At 68.6% G+C, this 17,961-nt stretch carries 8 protein-coding genes; 6 read left to right on the forward strand and 2 right to left on the reverse strand.

Annotated elements, in window-relative coordinates:
* The first annotated feature begins 544 nt into the window (after nt 1-544).
* Nucleotides 545-3,787: a hypothetical protein gene (locus tag ACQPYE_RS05510; protein WP_498719646.1), complete on the forward strand. Its 3,243-nt coding sequence runs from the start codon at nt 545-547 to the stop codon at nt 3,785-3,787.
* Entirely contained in the window at nt 3,753-8,384 is a 4,632-nt protein-coding gene (locus ACQPYE_RS05515; protein ID WP_498719648.1) for a DEAD/DEAH box helicase, read from the forward strand. Before ACQPYE_RS05510 ends, ACQPYE_RS05515 begins: the two co-directional genes overlap by 35 nt.
* An 899-nt stretch (nt 8,385-9,283) precedes the next feature.
* On the opposite strand, the gene ACQPYE_RS05520 is transcribed toward ACQPYE_RS05515, so the two are convergent.
* Together ACQPYE_RS05520 and ACQPYE_RS05525 are read right to left on the reverse strand one after the other, a co-directional pair.
* Nucleotides 9,284-10,132: a DNA-processing protein DprA gene (locus ACQPYE_RS05520; protein ID WP_498719650.1), complete on the reverse strand. Its 849-nt coding sequence runs from the start codon at nt 10,130-10,132 to the stop codon at nt 9,284-9,286.
* A 4-nt stretch (nt 10,133-10,136) separates the two neighbouring features.
* Nucleotides 10,137-10,886, reverse strand: coding sequence for a hypothetical protein (locus ACQPYE_RS05525; RefSeq protein ID WP_498719652.1), 750 nt, complete (start codon nt 10,884-10,886; stop codon nt 10,137-10,139).
* A gap of 1,220 nt (nt 10,887-12,106) precedes the next feature.
* Here ACQPYE_RS05525 and ACQPYE_RS05530 point away from each other — a divergent pair.
* The 4 genes from ACQPYE_RS05530 to ACQPYE_RS05545 all read left to right on the forward strand — a co-directional run bounded on the left by ACQPYE_RS05530 (nt 12,107) and on the right by ACQPYE_RS05545 (nt 17,920).
* The gene (locus tag ACQPYE_RS05530) at nt 12,107-12,553 is read left to right on the forward strand and encodes an NUDIX hydrolase (protein WP_498719653.1); all 447 of its coding nucleotides are present in this window, start codon (nt 12,107-12,109) and stop codon (nt 12,551-12,553) included.
* A 141-nt stretch (nt 12,554-12,694) separates the two neighbouring features.
* A complete protein-coding gene (locus ACQPYE_RS05535; RefSeq protein WP_498719656.1) occupies nt 12,695-13,141 on the forward strand; it encodes a YbaB/EbfC family nucleoid-associated protein in 447 nt (148 codons plus the stop codon).
* Between the two features lie 4 nt (nt 13,142-13,145).
* On the forward strand, nt 13,146-13,451 hold the full coding sequence (locus ACQPYE_RS05540; RefSeq protein ID WP_498719657.1) for a type VII secretion target: 306 nt from the start codon (nt 13,146-13,148) through the stop codon (nt 13,449-13,451).
* A complete protein-coding gene (locus tag ACQPYE_RS05545) occupies nt 13,448-17,920 on the forward strand; it encodes an RHS repeat-associated core domain-containing protein (RefSeq protein WP_498719659.1) in 4,473 nt (1,490 codons plus the stop codon). The genes ACQPYE_RS05540 and ACQPYE_RS05545 overlap by 4 nt, the downstream gene beginning before the upstream one ends.
* The last annotated feature ends 41 nt before the right edge of the window (nt 17,921-17,961 follow it).

Genomic DNA, 17,961 nt, shown 5'->3' on the forward strand with positions numbered 1-17,961 from the left:
ACCCGCGTCGACATCTTCTTCCAGTACCCGCCGATCATGTGGCTCCAGGAGGAATCGTCACCAACCAAGTGTTCCTTCTGTTTGCGGACGGCCGCCGCATACACGAGACCGAGGGAACCTCTCTACCGGCCGGTCGAGCTCACCAGGAGCCTCCCTTCCCGCTCCAACTGCGCCATGACGTGCACCGTCGCGGTGAAACTCCTTGTTCACATGCGAGCGACGGCGAATGGAAATGGGCATTCGCTGTTGCAAGGGGAGAAATTTTCGCGATTCCGCGCTGTCCTGGTCGTCGCAGGCTCCTCGACCGGGTTTCCGCGAGCGGCCTATCCGCTGCTGTCGTGAGGCATCGCTGTCTTCTGGATGTGCGGTGTAACGGTCGGTGCGCCCTGGCGATGAGTCGGTCAACACTCCTGACTGCACGAGGAGGACGACGATGGTCGTAGAGCGAAGTGCGGCTGTCAGCGCACCTCCGAAAGTTACCTCCGACGAGCTGCTCAACCTCCGGGAGAAGCAGTGGTCGTCCCGCCTTCGGGGGTGCTCGCTAGTGGCGGAGCTGGAGGTCAAAGACGAGCACTCGAGGCAGGCGGCGAAGGCCCTTGGTCGGATGTACGACAAGTGGCTCGCCCGAGGGCACGCGGAAATGATCTTCACGCGATGGCCCGCCTGCGTCGCCGTTGCCCTCACAGGGATCGCCGCCCGCGAATACCGGCAGGGTGAGCTGTGGCCAGAGCTGTGGGAGGGCTTGGAGTACGACGGTGACCAGCGGGATCGGGTCATCTGGGGACAGGGCTTCCACACCGCGGTTCGTCGACTCGGCATGCCCGACTTCGCGGAGATGCGCACCAAGTACGTGGGGCCGATCCTCATGCACACGGGCATCCCGACCTACTGCCTGGACGACTACTTCCACCTCCTTGCCCACCGCAGGGCTCTCGACCCGGATCTCGACCCCGAGGGGTTTCTCGACTGGGCGATCGCGGTGCCCAACAGGATCAATGAACTGGACGTGCCTGCCCGCCGGTTCCTGCAGCACGGAAGTGACTACGCGCTCGACTTCGTGGGTCGCACCTACGACCTGCTGGACCGGCTCGGCGACTTCACCCCAGACCTGGAGGGGGTGGCACTGCCGGCACGGGTGGCGATTCGTGCCCAGGAACTTGCTTCCGCCGGTGTCCTGCGGCTTCAGCCGCGGCGTTCCGGCGCTTCGAGCCGCCGTCGTGTCGAGCGGCCCCGCATCGGGCTCGACCCGTTCGGACGCGGCGTGGAGGTGATCCTGCCCGCGCTCGATGAAGTGCTCGGCGGCTCCGCTGCGTGGACGGTGACCGCCGACGGCATCACCAGGACGGTTCGCGGCCAGGCGCAGTGGGAGGGGGTGGCGGAGTCGGTGCCACCCTCCGCCTTCACGCTGTTGCAGCCGGTCCGCACGGTGGTGGTCGCGACGGATGACGGTGGTGACCGGACGGAGTTGACGGTCGTCGACGCCAAGTCCCCGCTCCTGGTCTTCACGGCCGACGGCAGGCGCTTGGCGGCGAACATGCCCCTGCCTCCCGACGACGTCTGGGTCGTCTACCCGGATGAGCACGAACTGGCCGGGGATGGCCCGCTCCGGGTCACCATCGAAGGCCAGCTCCCCCTCGGGTGGACGGGTTGGAGGCTCAGGCAAGTGCGCCTTGCCGGTGTCCGCTCCTTGGAGTTGGCGGGTATTCCGACTACGCGACGTCCCATCCGTGGTTACGCGCGGCCGCGGGTGGAGCTCGGTCGCCCCGTCGTCGGTATCACCACCCCGTACGGCACCCCCGTGCACGCGGAACTCCCCGCGATCTGGCTGCCGGGTCGTGAGGACGCGGAGACGAAGTGGACCATCGAGCTCCGGCGCGGTGGCGATGACATTCCCATCCTGTCCACGAGCCGCACCGTGACAGCGCCGCACTCGTTCACGGGACTGTGGGAAGACTTGCCGCATCCGGTGTTGGGGTCCTTCGACATCACGGTGCGCGGACCGCTCGGTCGAGGACTGAATCGCACCCTGTTCGTCGCGGAAGGGCTGGAGAGCCGTTTCCAGCCGGCGGTGCGCGTCTTCGAGGGGAGCGGGCTGGAGCGTGGGCGGGCGGAACTGATCGCACCGGTCGGGGCCACGGCTGCTCCGCGCGTCCTCGACTTCGCTTCGGACGTGAGGGCCGAGGTTGTCGAGTACCGCACTCCGACCGAGACCGAACCGCTGGTCGTCACGCCGCCGCACCTGCAGGTGATGCACGAGCGAGCCGATCAGTCGCTGGTCTGGTCGGCCGGGTCTCTGCGCATCGCCGCCGACGTGTTCGCCGATCAGCCGGGCGTGCTGCTGGTGCGCGTGCCGGAAGCCGCCGACGTCCCACCGCTCCAGGTGGCCGTGCCGGGAGCGGTCGTCCAGACGGTGCCGCCGAGTGGTCGGGTCGAGGCCGGTACGGCGCGTTACGACCTCGTCCGCGTTGCGGACACCGTCGCAGAACACCACGGTGTGGAGCTGGTGCTCGACCTCGGTGGGAGACCGGTCCGGTTGGCGACGGTCCGGCCACGCCGCCTCGCGGAAGGCGTCCGGCGAGCGGGCGACCACCTCCAATTGGTGGAGCCGGTCCCGATGGACGGCCTCACCGCCGGTGTTTACGCGACGACGGCGCCGTGGCGGGCTCCGGCCGTCGTGCCGGTGACCGGTGACGGCAGCGTCGCCCTGCCGCCGGAGTTGCGCCACGCGGGTCCCTTGCTCGTGGACCTGCGGGTCGACGACCCCTGGGTGCCCGTCGAGTGGCCCAGCTGGCCGGAGCAGTACACCAGGGTATTCGGCGAAGGGCATCTGGCCTGCGGAGATCCTGAAGAGGAGGCGCTGTCCCGGTTCGTCTCGGGTGCGAGTGGGTTCCCGGCGGGCGTCCGTGACCTGCGCCGGCTCTGGATGCTGATCCACCTGGCGCCTCGACTGCGCAACGCTCGTGATGTCGTCGACTTTCGGGACACGTGCGCGGGGCCGTTGCGGCGGAGCACCATCGACGCGCTCAAGGCGCTGGTCGACCTGCACCTGGCCCCGGACCAGACCGTGACCGCGGTGATCTCGGCCGGACTGGCGTCGTCCCGCGTGCCCGGTCGCCATCACGCCGAGGCGGCGCGGCTGCTCTGGGCGGTGTCACCCCTGGCCGGAGCCCTCGTCGGAGCCGCCGCGGACGACGATTGCCTCGACGCCGCCCGCCGCCAGTGCGGTGACTCCGTCGACGTGATCGTCGCCAAGGGGAACGACCCGCACGCGGGTGTCGGGCGGTTCGGCCCCGAGACGATTCCGTTGACCGCCATGTCACCCCCGCAGTTGGAGGGCCTGTGGCGGGCCGCCCAAGTGGTGCCGCACGGCCTGCTGGACGCCGACAGCAGGGCGGTCGCCGCTCGCCGGCTGTTCGACCGGCGCGACGAAGACCGCGTCGGGGACGTGGGGCGGTCGGCCTCGACGTGGCTGAGGAGTCTGGCGGACCTGGTGGTGGACCGGCCGGTGCTCCGGGTTCAGATCGAGGCCCGCAAGCCACCGGCGGGCAGGACGGGGTGGTGGAACATCCCGGCCGCGTCCTGTGCGTTCGCCGTCGTCGCGAGACTCGCCGCCAGAGGGGTTCCGGCTTGTCGCGGCGTCGAGCGGGGATTCCGACAGGTGTGGGCGGATTTGGCCGGGATCGCTCCCGAACTCGTCGTGCTCGACCTGGTCCTGGCCGAGCTGTTGATCACGCATGAAGAGGGGGAGCAGGGTGAACCGCACCTTGGACTCGCTGGCGACCAGTGAGCTCATCGTCGAGAGCTACCGGCGGTACCTGGGGTCGCTGCTCCCGCTCCGGGAGCCGCGCATCGCGAGCGCGCTCGCGGAGGAGATCGCCCGGAGCCCGATGCTCACCAAGGGGCCCTTGCTCGAAGCCACACCGCCGTACGCCACCGGCGCCACCTTGCGCGAGCTGATCGACCAGGGTGTCCTCACCTCGTCCTTCGCGAGCCTGGAAAGCCGGGCGTTGCCGCTCGACCGCCCGCTCTACCAGCACCAGGAGCAGGCACTGCACAAGGCGGCGCGAGGCCGGAACCTGGTGGTGGCCACCGGCACGGGGTCCGGCAAGACCGAGAGCTTCCTGCTGCCCGTGCTGAACTCGCTGGCCGCTGAGCACGCCCGCGGCGAACTCGGGCCGGGGGTGCGCGCCCTGCTGCTGTACCCGATGAACGCCCTTGCCAACGACCAGCTCAAGAGGCTCAGGAGCCTGCTGGCGGACAGCCCGGCCATCACGTTCGGCCGCTACACGGGGGACACCCCGGACAGCGTGCGTCGAGGCGTCGAGTCCTTCGAGGCGCTCAACCCGGGACAGCCCCGCCTGTCGAACGAGTTGCTCAGCCGCGAGGAGATGCGGGCACAGCCACCGCACCTGCTGCTGACCAACTACGCGATGCTGGAGTACCTGCTGCTCAGGCCGGCCGACTTGGAGCTGTTCGAGGGGCGGAGCTGGCGGTACGTCGTCCTGGACGAGGCCCACGTCTACGACGGGGCCAAGGCCGCCGAGGTCGCGATGCTGCTGCGCAGGTTGCGCGACCGGGTGGCTCCCGACGCGAAGGTGCAGTGCATCGCCACGAGCGCGACCGTCGGCGACGACCCGCCCAAGGTGATGAACTTCGCGACCAAGCTGTTCGACGCCCCCTTCGATTGGGTGGAAGACGACCCGACGCGTCAGGACCTCGTCAGGGCGGCCCGGGTGGAGATGCCGACAGGACCGTTCTGGGGGCCGCTGCCGGGGGCCGCCTACCGCGAACTCGCCCTCGAAGCCGACCTCGGGGCGGAGGTCCTGCGGCTCGCGAAGGAGCACGGGTTCGCCGCCGATGACGCCGGGACGGCGCTCGCCCATGAATCCGGCATGGCCGAGCTGCGGATCACACTGGCGCGACGACCCGACACGCTCGACGCGCTCGCCGCCGAACTGCTGCCCGCGGAGGAACACCCGCGCGAGGCCCTGGCGGCGATGGTCGCGGTGGGGAGCGCGGTCCACGACAGCAGCGGTTCCCCGGTGCTGTCCGCCCGCTACCACCTGTTCGCCCGCGCCACCGAAGGTGCGTTCACCTGCCTGACCTCGTCCGGGCCGCACGTGTCGCTCGGCAGGCACGAGACATGCCCGTCCTGCGAAGGCGCGATGTTCGAGTTCGGCGCCTGCAAGCGGTGCGGTGCCGTCCACCTCACCGGCACAGTGCTCAACGGTGACCGGTTCGTCCCGCGGGCCGGCGCGGAGGGCAGGAAGGGCTGGCTGCTGCTCGGTGACGCGCCGATGCTGGTGGACCAGGACGACGAGGCGCTGGAGGACACACGGCAACTCACCGCCCAGGACCGCTTCCTGTGCGTGTCGTGTGGCGTTCTCCACACCGCTCCGCGCGCGGAGTGCGGGAAGGCGGGCTGCACCGGCGACCTGCTCTGGCCCGTCCGCCTGCTCGACACGCACGAGGATTCCCCCAGCGGGTGCGCCTCGTGCGGGGCGAGGGGCCAGTCGGGCATGGTGCGCCTGTTCGAGAGCGGTAACGACGCGGCGGTGTCCGTCCTGGCGACCGCGCTCTACCAGGCGCAACCGCCGTCGCCCGACGACGACCTGGCGGATCAGCCCGGCGAGGGGCGCAAGCTGCTGACGTTCAGCGACAGCAGGCAGGCGGCGGCGTTCTTCGCGCCCTACCTGGAGTCGAGCTACTCGGGCATCCAGCACCGCTCGCTCCTGCTGAAGGGACTGGCCGCGGCAGCTCGTGACGACGAATCCGCCGGCATCGCCGATCTGGCCTTCCACGCGGCGAAAGCAGCTGATCTCGCCGGCGTCTTCACCCGCCGCATGTCTCGTCAACAGCGGGAGCGCGAAGTCCTGTTGTGGATCATGCAGGAACTGGTGTCCGTCGACGACCGCCAGTCCTTGGAGGGCTTGGGACTGCTCCGGGTCGAGATGGGCCGCGGCCGCGGTTGGCAACTTCCCCCACCTCTCCGTGCCCTCGGGCTCACAGAGGACGAAGGGTGGGCGTTCCTGGAGGAACTGCTCCGCAGCCTCCGACAGCAAGGCGTCCTCGACATGCCGGAGGGGGTGGACCCGAACGACGAGGCTTTCGACCCTCGCCGAGGGCCCATCTACGTTCGCGAGGACGGCGCCGAACGCAAGCGGAAGGTGCTGAGCTGGCTGCCTACGCGAGGGGTGAACCGTCGACTCGACTACGCGGACCGCGTCCTGCGGGCATTGGGTTCGGACATGGACGCCACCGCACTCCTGCGCGGGTGTTGGAAACTGATCAGTAGCTGGCGGGACGGATGGTTGACCACGGAGAACATCCGCGGACTCGGGACGGTCCGCAGAATCGACCACACCTGGCTCCAGCTGGCATCGACGACGCGTCCCGTGCACCGCTGCGACCTCTGCCGGCGGATCACGTCACTCTCGGTTCGGGGCGTCTGCCCCACCCTCGGGTGTCCGGGGCGGCTCCACGAGTTCACCGTTCCGCCCGCAGCCGAGGACAACAACCACTATCGGCTGATGTACGCGTCGATGAACCCGGTGCCCATGCTGGCGATGGAGCACACTGCGCAGTGGACCAGCCAGGAAGCCGCTGACATCCAACAGCGGTTCGTCAACGGACAGGTCAACATACTATCGTGCTCGACCACCTTCGAGCTCGGTGTGGACGTCGGGGAACTCCAGTCCGTGGTCCTGCGGAACATGCCCCCGACGACCGCGAACTACGTGCAGCGCGCCGGTCGGGCGGGCCGGCGCACCGACTCGGCGGCGTTGGTGGTGACCTACGCGCAGCGGCGCTCCCACGACCTCACCCGCTACGCCGACCCGGTTTCGATGATCGCGGGCGAGACCCGGGCGCCACACGTGCCCCTCGGCAACGAGCGGATCGACCGGCGCCACGCCCACTCGATCGCGCTGTCCGCGTTCTTCCGGCACGCCAAGCGGACCGCCGGTGAGACCTGGTCGACCGCCGGTGACTTCTTTCTTGGTGACCGGGCGCCGTCCACTCGCGTCCACGCGTTCCTCTCGCCTGTTCCACCGGAGGTTCGCCAGTCGTTGGTGCGCGTCCTTCCCGAACGAGTCCGGGATGAGATCGGCGTGGACACCGACGCGTGGGTGAACGAGTTGAGCAAGCTGCTGGAGGAGGTTCGCGCCCAGCTCGTGCAGGACGTCACGATCTTCGAAGAGCGCAGGCTGCGGGCCTTTGAGGACCGGAAGGGCCACCTCGTCACCCGCTACGAGATGGCGATCAACACGCTCACCAAGCGGGATCTACTGGGTTTCCTCGCCAACCGGAACGTCCTGCCGAAATACGGGTTTCCCGTCGACACCGTCGAGCTGCGCACCACCTACTCGAGCTCCCCGGTCGGCCGCAAGCTGGAACTCACGCGCGACCTGTCAGCGGCCATTCACGAGTACGCCCCAGGCGGCGAGGTCGTAGCAGGTGGCCACCTGTGGCGCTCGGGAGGCGTCTACCGGCTTCCCGACCGGGAGCTGATCGGCAAGCACTACTTCGTGTGCGAGCACTGCCGGCACTACTGGGAAGGCGAGGACGACATCGATCCGACCTGTCCCTCGTGCTCGGTGGTCGCGACCCGTGCGCCGAGGCAGTACTACGTCCCCGAGTTCGGCTTCGTCACGGAACCGGAGCCACGTCGAACCACTACCACGCCGCCGAAGCGGAGTTGGAACGGGGCGACCCACGTCCTCGCGCTGGCGGCCGAGGCGACCACGACGACTACCTGGCTGGCGCCCAGCGGTGGAGCCTTGGATGTGGTGGCCGGGTCGCGCGGCCGATTGATCGCCCTTTCCGAGGGGCCTAACCGCACGGGATACCTGATCTGCGATTGGTGCGGTGCCGGTCGTGCGCTCGACGGCAGTAGGCCGAAATCGACGCACGAGCACCTGCTCCGGGGCACCGAGTGCACGGGGCCGATGAGGCAGCGCTCACTAGCTCACCCTTACGAGACGGACCTGATGAATATCACCTTCGGTCCCCTGGTCGGGCCTCTGACACCCGACCCTGGTGCTTGGCGATCGCTGCTGTACGCCCTGCTCGAAGGTGCGGCCGAGCGACTGGAGCTGAACAGGGATGACATCGACGGCACCCTTCACCCGCGTCCGGGCGGCGGTATCGGCATCGTCCTATTCGACACCGTTCCCGGAGGTGCCGGTGGGGTACTGCGCATCGCCGAGGCGCTGGACAGGGTCGTCGAGGCGGCGCGGGATCGGGTCCGCGACTGCGACTGCGGTGCCGAGACCTCTTGTTACGGCTGCTTGCGCGGATATCGGAACCAGCGGTTCCATGAGGAGTTGACCCGGCAGTCGGCGTTCGACGTGCTCGAACCGCTGGTCGGTATGTCGAAGGGGTGATGTGGTGTGGGGCCGGGTGCTCGGCAGGTGAGCCAGGGCACCCCGTCATTCACACCGCTGCGCGTGGAGCAGATCTAGAGCAGGCGGTGGAGTCAAAGGACGTGCGACGGCCTCGAACGACGATGAACGGCATCGGCTGACGTGCTGTTTCTCGGTTTGTGCCGGTCAGGGAAGTGGCCGGACCACGCTGGCGGATCAACTTGTTAGCTGCACTTCGCCGCAGCTGACATGGATTGGCGGTTGTTGGGCTCAGTTCGTTGGTGTGGTGGGGTTCGTGCGTCTCGGGTGTGACTGCGACGCGCGGATCGTCTGACTGGATCAGGCCCCGGTGGATGTCCTGAACCGCGTACCCGATTTGCGGGACGATGGTCAGGTCGTCGGCGGGAGGCTGGCGTAGGACGTTGGCTTCGGCGCGTAGGCGGTGCGCCATCGAATCGTTGCAGGCCGCGACTCGGCGGAGTCCTCGTACTGGCCCAATGCCGGGTACGCCTAGCCGGTCGCGTCGAGGGCTGCGGCCTCCCGGGATCCGGTCGTCCAGTCGCCGTTGGAGCGACGCGACGTGCCGGTAGGGCACCAGGCCTCGGCGGGAGTACCGGGCGCAACAGCACCCGGTCCGCCTTCAACGAACAGAACGCCTTCCAGATCGAGTTGAGGTGGTCACGGGAGTCTTCCGGTGAAACCCAACGGCGGCGGGGGCCGATTTGATCGTCACGCCGGGGCGGGGACCGGTAGAGCGCGACCGCCTCGGCCCGGAACTCCGGCGGATGGTGCTTCATCACCATCTGAACGAAACTCTTGTCCACCCGGATCGTCAGGATCCAAGTATGTCTGGTTTCCGACATCCAGGGGCAAGTTCCCAACGTGGGTGACCCGTTGCGGAGTTCTGGGAACCTACGGGCTCAGTAGAGCTGTTGCTGGCCCGACTCCTGCGCGGCCAACAGACCGGTGAGCACCTCGTCGAACTCGCTGCGGTACCGCACTCGCACAGCACCGCGCCGTACCAGCAGTCGACTGCCTGCGAGGGTCTCGTCCCCGAAATCGACGACGTAGACCGGCTTGCGCGCAGCGAGAGCGCCCTCGCCAGCTGCGAGGGTTCCGCCGCTTTCGCCGGCTTCGACTACGAGCAGTGCACGGCTCATGCCGTAGACGACTTTGTTGCGAGTCATCGCGGCGTGCGCACGCCAAGGCTGTGCCGGGGCGAACTGCGAGAGCACGACCACCCGCTCCTGGTCGAAGTGCTCCCGGTAGATCTCTTTGACCTTGAAGTGGTTGAAGCCTTCCGCGAGAACTGCGGCGGTTCGGCCGCCTGATTCGAGGGCAGCCAGGTGGGCTACGGTGTCGACGCCTTTCGCGTAGCCGGAAACCACGACAAACCCGCGGTCAACGGCCGTCTTGGCACACGCCCGAGTAGCGTCGAGAGCCCGTTTTTCGGCCGACCGTGCACCTGCGATTGCGATCGAAGGCTCATCCAGGAGTTTTGGGTTTCCCCAGTGGAACACGATCGGTGCCAAGGGTCTGCCATCGACGACGAGCGCATCGGGGAAATCTGACGGCAGGTGCACGAAAACACCGACACCCATGCGGTCTAAAGATTCGCTTTGCTGGTCGACCTTGTCGCGGGTCTCGTTGTCGAGTTCCTCGTAGAGGTCGGCGAGCGAGTGCCGGCCGTGCTCCGCTAGATAGGCCGAGATCTTGCCAGGGCTCTTAAGCTTGGCGAACGCAGTGAGGGCATGACGCAGGTCGAGCACCGGATCACTTCCCCACGAGGGCGACGGCCAATCCGAAGACCTTAGCGGCTCCGGCGGCGCGGGCCGCTCGCGCGGCGGCACCCATGCTGGTTCCGGATCGGTACACGTCGTCGACCACCACGACCGAAGTACCGGGAAGCGTCTCCTCGATCTTGAACGTCGGGGGCGAAGCATCTGCATGCCGTTCCTTCGCCGGTAGCCGCATGCCTCCGGGATCCGTGGTCTCCACGAGTCGCTTGCCCGTGCTCCGGGCGACCTCGGCGACGAGCCACTCGCCGAAGCTGGTCCCGTCGGCCGTGTGGCCGGGCACAGCGACGAGGTGCGACGCACTCGCGAGCAGGCGATGTCCTTCGATGGCGTTCGACAAGGCGGCCACCACGTCTACTCGCGCGCTTCGCCGGGTCCTGTCGTCTTTGGGACTGTACTTGGCCACGCTTAATCGGGCGCCGATCGACGTGTTCTGATCCGACCGCGTCGGTTTGTACCGACCCAGTACAAGGACCAGGTCCAGATTGGCTGGGCGTACGACCGGCGTCAGTGACCGCTCCAGTTGGTCTAGCAGGGAGGGTAACCAGTCGGGAACGCCTCGCGGGTACTCGAAGGCGTGGGTGTACTCGGCTATCCGGTAGAGCGGCACCGGTATCTCGTTCGCCGTACCTTCGGAGGCGACCTTGATCTGATCGGCAATTTCCGGCGTGGCGTGTACGTACAATCGACGCAAAGGGAAATCTTTATCGCCGGATCGGACGATCATCTTTCTGATTAATCGACTTGCATCCGGATCGAGCGCGGAAGACTCGGGTCGGTGCGGCACTTACTACCCCTGGATGGTCACCTGACGGTACTGGGCATGGTAACGCCGATGGTACTCGATTGCACACGTTCGAGTGAATCGGCACGTGATCTGCGGAAGACCTGGATATTGCGAGGATTGCTCGGAAGCGGGTCTTCTTCAGCCCGATGTCGAGGAGCCTCGAGCGCGCATGAGACATGGCGGTGCTTCCGCGGTGACTTCTCGACAGAGTAGGACTGCCACGAGGAGCTTCGAGTGCTTCTCCGCCTGTTTGGTCGTCGGTGGGTCGCGGGCTTGTTCGGTGGTCCAAATGCGTCTATGGGGTCGATCTCGGTTGAACTTCCCTTGACGCCGCCACGGTGAGGCTCGAGCGACACGGGGCTTGGACGGCGTCAGTGGCTCCCGCATGGCGGGCGGAAAGTCGTTGACCGCCTTGGTGTAGTCGTCCGGTGTCTCAGCTTTAGCGGGTGGATGATGTACCGCTCGTCGGCGTCAGCTGGCCGGATGTAATCGATTCCGGGTTCGCCCTGCGCGCTGTTGCGAGGCGTCGAGGGCGGAGAAGTTGCACCGGCGCAAGTCGAGGCAGAAGCCGGCGCAGACGTTGCTGTCCACCCTGGCCTTAGGTGCTGCGGACGAAGCGTTGCAAGCGCAAATCAAGTTCTACGTCGCAAGAGGTGAACACACGTTCGATGAATGAGTTCAGTTGATTCCGTTATTCATGCCGCTGCATGTGGAGCAGATCTGGAGCAGGCGGTGGAGTTGAACGACGTGCTACGGCTTCGAACGGCGGTGAACGGCACCGGCTGACGTGCGGGTTCTCTGTTTGCGCTGGTCAGGGGAATGGTCGGACCACGCTGGCGGCGTGAGGGTCAGGGGTTCGAGTCCCCTCAGCTCCCCAATTGAATACAGCACATGAATCGCCCGCTGACCTGCGGTAATGCAGGTGGCGGGTGATCTTGCTTTTCCGTCCACTGTGGACTGCGGCGACCGGTCTGGACAGACGGTTGCTCCGGACGAAATGTTGTCGGTTCCGTGCTCCAGGTCGCGGTAACCCGGCCGAGTGGTTCCGACGAAGAACTTCGCCGCAGCCACAGCCGTTGCTGCCGACCTCGACACCGACGAATCACACACCGCGTAAGCTGCGCCGGGCCCCGAACCGCGTGAGCAGCTTCCGAGGACCCATGGCCGACCGGCACCTGATCGACGTCCACGTCCTCCTCGTCCGCGATGACGACGTCCTGCTCACCCGCCGCCGCGACACCAACCCACTTTTCGACGGCCTGTGGCACCTGCCCTCCGGCAAGCTCGACGCGGGAGAATCGGTCCTCGACGCCGCCGTCCGTGAGGCCGAGGAAGAAGTCGGCGTCCACCTCGACCCTGCCGACCTGCGCCTGGTCCACACCCTCCACGTCAACGGCTCGGGTCCCGAACCCCGCCTCGGTCTCTTCTTCGAAGCCCGCCGCTGGACCGGGACACCGATCAACCGCGAACCCGACAAGTGCTCCGCGGTCCGCTGGTTCCCCTTCGATGCCCTGCCCGACCGGCTCATCGACTACCCGGCCGCGGGCATCCACGCCTACCGCGCCGCCGCTACCTTCAGCACCCGAGGCTGGGCGCGGCACCAGTAGAACTCTGAGACGGATCCGCCAAGCCGATGATCGGCTGTGCCTTGTTGGGCTGAACCGGCAACCTCGGGAACGAAACCGCCTCGGGCTCCGTCCCACACGAGGTAGCGTGGCGCGATTTCCACGTCACCGGAGGGGAAGCCGATGACCGATCCCTTGGCCAACGTGCAGCGCCTGGTCGACGACTGGGAGCGCGATGCCGAGCAGAAGGCGGCGCGGTACGAGTCGATGCGGCAGGAGGTCGAGCGGATCTCGCTCACCCGGTCGGCCGCCGGTGGAGCGGTCAGCGTGACCGTCGGCCCCAACGGCATCCCCAGTGACGTGTCCATGACCGAGGCGGTGTCGCGGCTGCGCCCGGAGCAGATCGCGGCGGCGGTGATGGAGGCGATGCGCCAGGCCCAGGCCGCCTACCCGGCCGAGTTGGCTCGGATCGTGGGGGAGACGGTCGGGGATACCGCATCGGGACAGCACATCGTGGCCACCGCCGAGCGCAACTTCCCGCAGGTCGAGGCGGACAGCCCTCCCACCGCGCCGCCGCACCGACCGCGCCGGGACGACGGCGACTTCACCGACGAGAGCTATCTGGGGTGACGCGATGACGGGGTACGAGGCCGTTACCGGTGAGATCGGGGCGTTGGCCGGTCGGGTGGAAGGTCTGGCGGATCGGCTGCGCACGGCGGCGGACGCGGCGCGGACGGTGGCGATGAACGACTCCGCCTACGGCGTGGTGTGCCAACCGTTCGCGATGCTGTTGCAGCCGTTCGAGGAGATGGGCGTGGAGGCCCTGGTCAAGGCGGCGGAGACGATGTCGGACAACGCGGCGAACCTGCGTGAGACCTCCCGCGCCTACGACGCGCAGGAGACCGGCGAGGCGGCGCGCTTCGACGGGATGAACACGTGAACAACCCCCTGGTCGCGACGGCGAAGAGCGACACGACGGCGGTCACCGGCATCGGCATCGCCGAGTCCGCGAACGACCTGGCGCAGGGCATCTCCGACGGAAGCTGGGTCGCGGCCGGGCTGGGAGGTGTCGGTGTCGGGTTGGAAGTGCTGTCGATGGTCATCGACCCGATCGGCACGGTGGCCTCCTACGGCGTGGGGTGGCTGATCGAGCACGTGCAGCCGCTCAAGGAAGCCCTGGACTGGTTCGCCGGCGACCCGCCGGTGATCCGCTCGTTCAGCGAGACCTGGGGCAACGTCGCCGCCGAGGTCGGCCGCATCGCCGCCGACCTGGGCACCCAGGACGCGCCGGGCTGGCAGGGCGCCGCCGCCGACGCCTATCGCGGCCACGCCGCGCAGACCGCGGACGCCATCGCCGGCGCCGCCACCCTGGCCGACGGCATCGGCACCGGTGTGATGGTGATGGGCGAGGTCGTCTCCGCAGTCCGCGAGATCATCCGCGACCTGGTGGCCGAGGTCGTCGGCAAGCTCATCACCTGGGCACTCGAAGCCGTCGCCACCCTCGGCCTCGCCACGCCCGTCATCGTCGCCCAGGCCACCTCCACCATCGCCCGCGTCTGCAACCGCATCTCCGACCTCGTCCGCAAGCTCGTCAAGACGATCGGCAACGTCACCCCGCGCATCCGCAAGGTCCTCGACAAGCTCGGCGAGATCATGGAGAAGCTGGGCAAGCTCGGCCGCAAAGCCGACGGCCCGAGCAGCCCCGGCACCACCAGCCCGGCCGGCGCCCCCAGCGCACCCGACGCGCCCACCGTCAAGGGCCCGGACGGCACCACCAGCCCGTCGAGCACAGCGGACACGACCTCGCCCTCCGGCACGACCTCCCCTTCCGGCACCACCACTCCCTCGGCGGCCACCACCCCGAATAGCCCGGCCACTCCCGACACCACCAGTCCGGACGGCTCGACACCCACGTCCTCGGACAGCCCTCGGCAGGCCGACCGCACCGGGAACAGCGGGCAACGCGACGGCGACATCGACAGCACGGTGGACGACCCCCACAACGCCTCCCAGTCGGCCGACCGGCCGTTCTGCGAGGACGACCCGATCGACGTCGCCACCGGCGAGGTGGTGCTGTCGCAGACCGATGCCACGTTGCCCGGCCTGCTGCCACTCGTGTTCTCCCGGCACCACCAGTCGTCCTACTGGGCCGGGCGGTTGTTCGGCCCGTCCTGGGCCTCCACCCTGGACCAGCGGGTCGAGGTCGGCCCGGTCCACGTCTGGCTGGCGACGGAGGACGGGCGCCTGCTGCGCTTCCCCAAGCCGGAGGGTGCGGAGACCGTGCTGCCGGACTTCGGTCCGCGACTGTCTTTGCGGCGCAGCGGCGCGGGCTACGAGGTGGTGCACCCGCAGCGGGGGTTGGCGTGGGAGTTCCAACCCGTCGGCGCGGAGTGGGACGCGCACTCGACGCTGCCCCTGACGGCCGTCCGACGACGGGCGGGCGGTGAGATCTTCGTCGACCACGACGACGAGGGCCTACCGACGCGGTTGCGCCACTCCGGCGGGTACGAGGTCGCGGTCGACACCACCGACGGACGGGTGACGGCGCTGCGGCTGACATCCGCGCCCGAGCCGATCACCCTGACGCGCTACGCCTACGACGACGCGGGGCAGTTGGCCGAGGTGACGAACTCGTCCGGAGCGGCGTTGCGCTTCACCCACGACGAGGACGGCAGGCTCACCTCCTGGACCGACCGCAACGGCGTCTGGTACCGGTACGTCTACGACGACGAGGGCCGGGCCACCACGACCATCGGTTCCGGTGGGGCGCTCAACGGCACCTTCGCCTACGAGGACCGCCGCACCACGCACACCGACACCCTGGGCAACACGACCACCTACGAGCTCAACGAGCTCGGTCAGGTGGTGCGGCAGATCGACCCGCTCGGTGCGGTGACCACCCGCGAGTGGGACCGCTTCGACCGGCTGGTGGCCGTGACCGACCCGCTCGGCCACACCTCCCGCTACGCCTACGACGGCGAGGGTGACGTCACCGCGATCACCCGACCGGATGGCACCACCGTCACCGCCGCCTACGCCGGCGCGGGCCTGGCGACCGAGGTCACCGATCCCGCCGGCGGCAGGTGGCTGCGCGAGTACGACGCCCACGGCAACCTGGTGGTCGAAACGGACCCGGCCGGCGCCACCACGAGGTTCCAGTACGACGAACGCGGCCACCTGAGCCTCACCACCGACCCGCTCGGCAACGTCACGCGGTACGAGACGGACGACGCCGGGCTGATCATCACGATCACCGACCCGCTCGGCGCCACCACCCGGCACCAGCGGGACGCCTTCGGTCGCGTCGCCGCCACGACCGACGCGCTCGGCGGCACCACCCGGTACAGCTGGACCGTGGAGGGCAAGCTGCTGTCGCGCACCCGGCCCGACGGCAGCACCGAGCGGTGGCGCTACGACGGCGAGGGCAACCAGGTCGAGCACGTCGACGCGCTCGGGCAGGTGACCCGCACGGAGTTCACCTTCTTCGACCTCCCCGCGGCCCGCACCGCTCCGGACGGCGCCCGCACGTCGTACGCGTACGACACGGAACTGCGACTCGTCGAGGTCGTCGGCCCGCACGGGTTGAGCTGGCACTACGAGTACGACGCCGCAGGCCGTCTGCGGCGGGAGGCGGACTTCGACGGCAGGGTGCTCACCTACACCCACGACGCCGTCGGCAGGCTGTCCACCCGCACCAACGGCATGGGCGAGACGGTCGTCTACGAGCGCGACGTCCACGGTGACGTGGTCGCCAAGCACACACCGACCGGGACGGCCACCTTCGACCGCGATCCCTGCGGTCGCGTGATCCGGGCGACCAACCCGGACACCGAGGTCGTCTACGAGCGGGACGCCCGTGGCCGCGTGCTGGCCGAAACCGTCGCCGGACGCACCGTCCGGTCCGGGTTCGACGCCGTCGGCAGGCGCGTGTTCCGCGAAACCGCGGTGGGCGTGACCTCCGCCTGGGAGTACGACGCGGCGGGCAACCCGGTGGCGCTGCACGCGACCGGTGGCAGCCTCGCCTTCCAGCACGACCCGCTGGGCCGTCAGGTGGAGCGGAGCCTGGGCGAGCTCACCGTCACCCAGTCGTGGTCGCCCGCCCACCAGTTGACCGGACAGGTCGTCGCGGCCAAGCAGCCGATCACCCACCGCAGCTGGCGGTACCGATCGGACGGCCACGTCGAGGGGATAACCGATCCGACCGGTGAGCGCCGGTTGGTGTTGGACCGGCGGGGACGCGTCGTCTCCGTGCAAGGGCAGGGCTGGTCCGAGCGCTACGACTACGACTCCGTCGGCAACATCACCCGCGCCGACCTACCGGTCGCGGACCTCGGGTCCGAAGGACCGCGTGAGTACGCCGCCATGCGCCTGCGCAGTGCGGGCCGAACCTCCTACGTCCACGACCGGCAGGGCCGCGTGGTGCAACGGCGGCACCGCACGCTGTCGGGGCAGGTGCGCCTGTGGCGCTTCACCTGGAACGCCGAGGACCGGCTCACCGGCGTGACCACCCCCGACGGCACCACCTGGCGGTACCGCTACGACCCGATGGGCAGGCGGATCGCGAAGGAGCGGTTCGACGCGGCCGGCAACCCCGTGGAGCGGTTGGACTTCACCTGGGACGGCACGCGACTGGTCGAGCACGTCCACAGCAGCGGCACTACCAGCACCTGGGAGTACCAGCCGGGATCGGCCACCCCGATCGCCCAGGTCGACCAGGACGAGGTCGACCGGCGCTTCTACGCGATCGTGGCGGACGTCGTCGGCAGCCCGACCGAACTGGTCGACGCCCGCGGCGAGGTCGGGTGGCGACGCACGAGCACCCTCTGGGGTCGAACGCTGTCCCAGGCGGGCGGGACGGCCTGTCCCCTGAGGTTCCCGGGCCAGTACCACGACCCGGAGACCGGCTGGCACTACAACCACTTCCGCTACTACGACCCGGAGACCGGGCGGTACGCCTCGCCCGACCCGCTGGGACTGGTGCCGTCGGTCAACCCCGGAGCCTACGTACCGAACCCCACCCGGCAGATCGACCCGCTCGGCTTGCAGAGCTGCGACGTCAGCGGGGACGAAGCCAAGCAGCAGGCACTCGCCGACGCCGGTGTCCCGCCTGGTTCCGACCCCTTGGACAGCCGCATGGTGCCGTCCACGACGCCGAGCGGCCGGCAGATCCTGGACGAGAACTACCAGCCGGTCTACTTCCCCGAGGAGATCTACCTCAACAACCGGGACGAGCTGATCGCGTTCCAGGACCACTACACCGGCCACCAGTTCGGCGAGGGTGGAGTGGGCGACCAGCCCCCGCACGTCCATGTGCGACCCTACGAGAACACCCGCAACGGCCAAGTCCCCGGAGCGCAGGAGCACTACTATTACAACCCCAGCCTGGGCAGACCGACTCCTACCCGATGACGCCAAGCTGCTGGCCCGGTTCTACCCGCAGGGACCGGACT

The organism is Actinosynnema sp. CA-299493 (genome assembly GCF_050946825.1).
Taxonomy (GTDB): Bacteria; Actinomycetota; Actinomycetes; order Mycobacteriales; family Pseudonocardiaceae; genus Actinosynnema.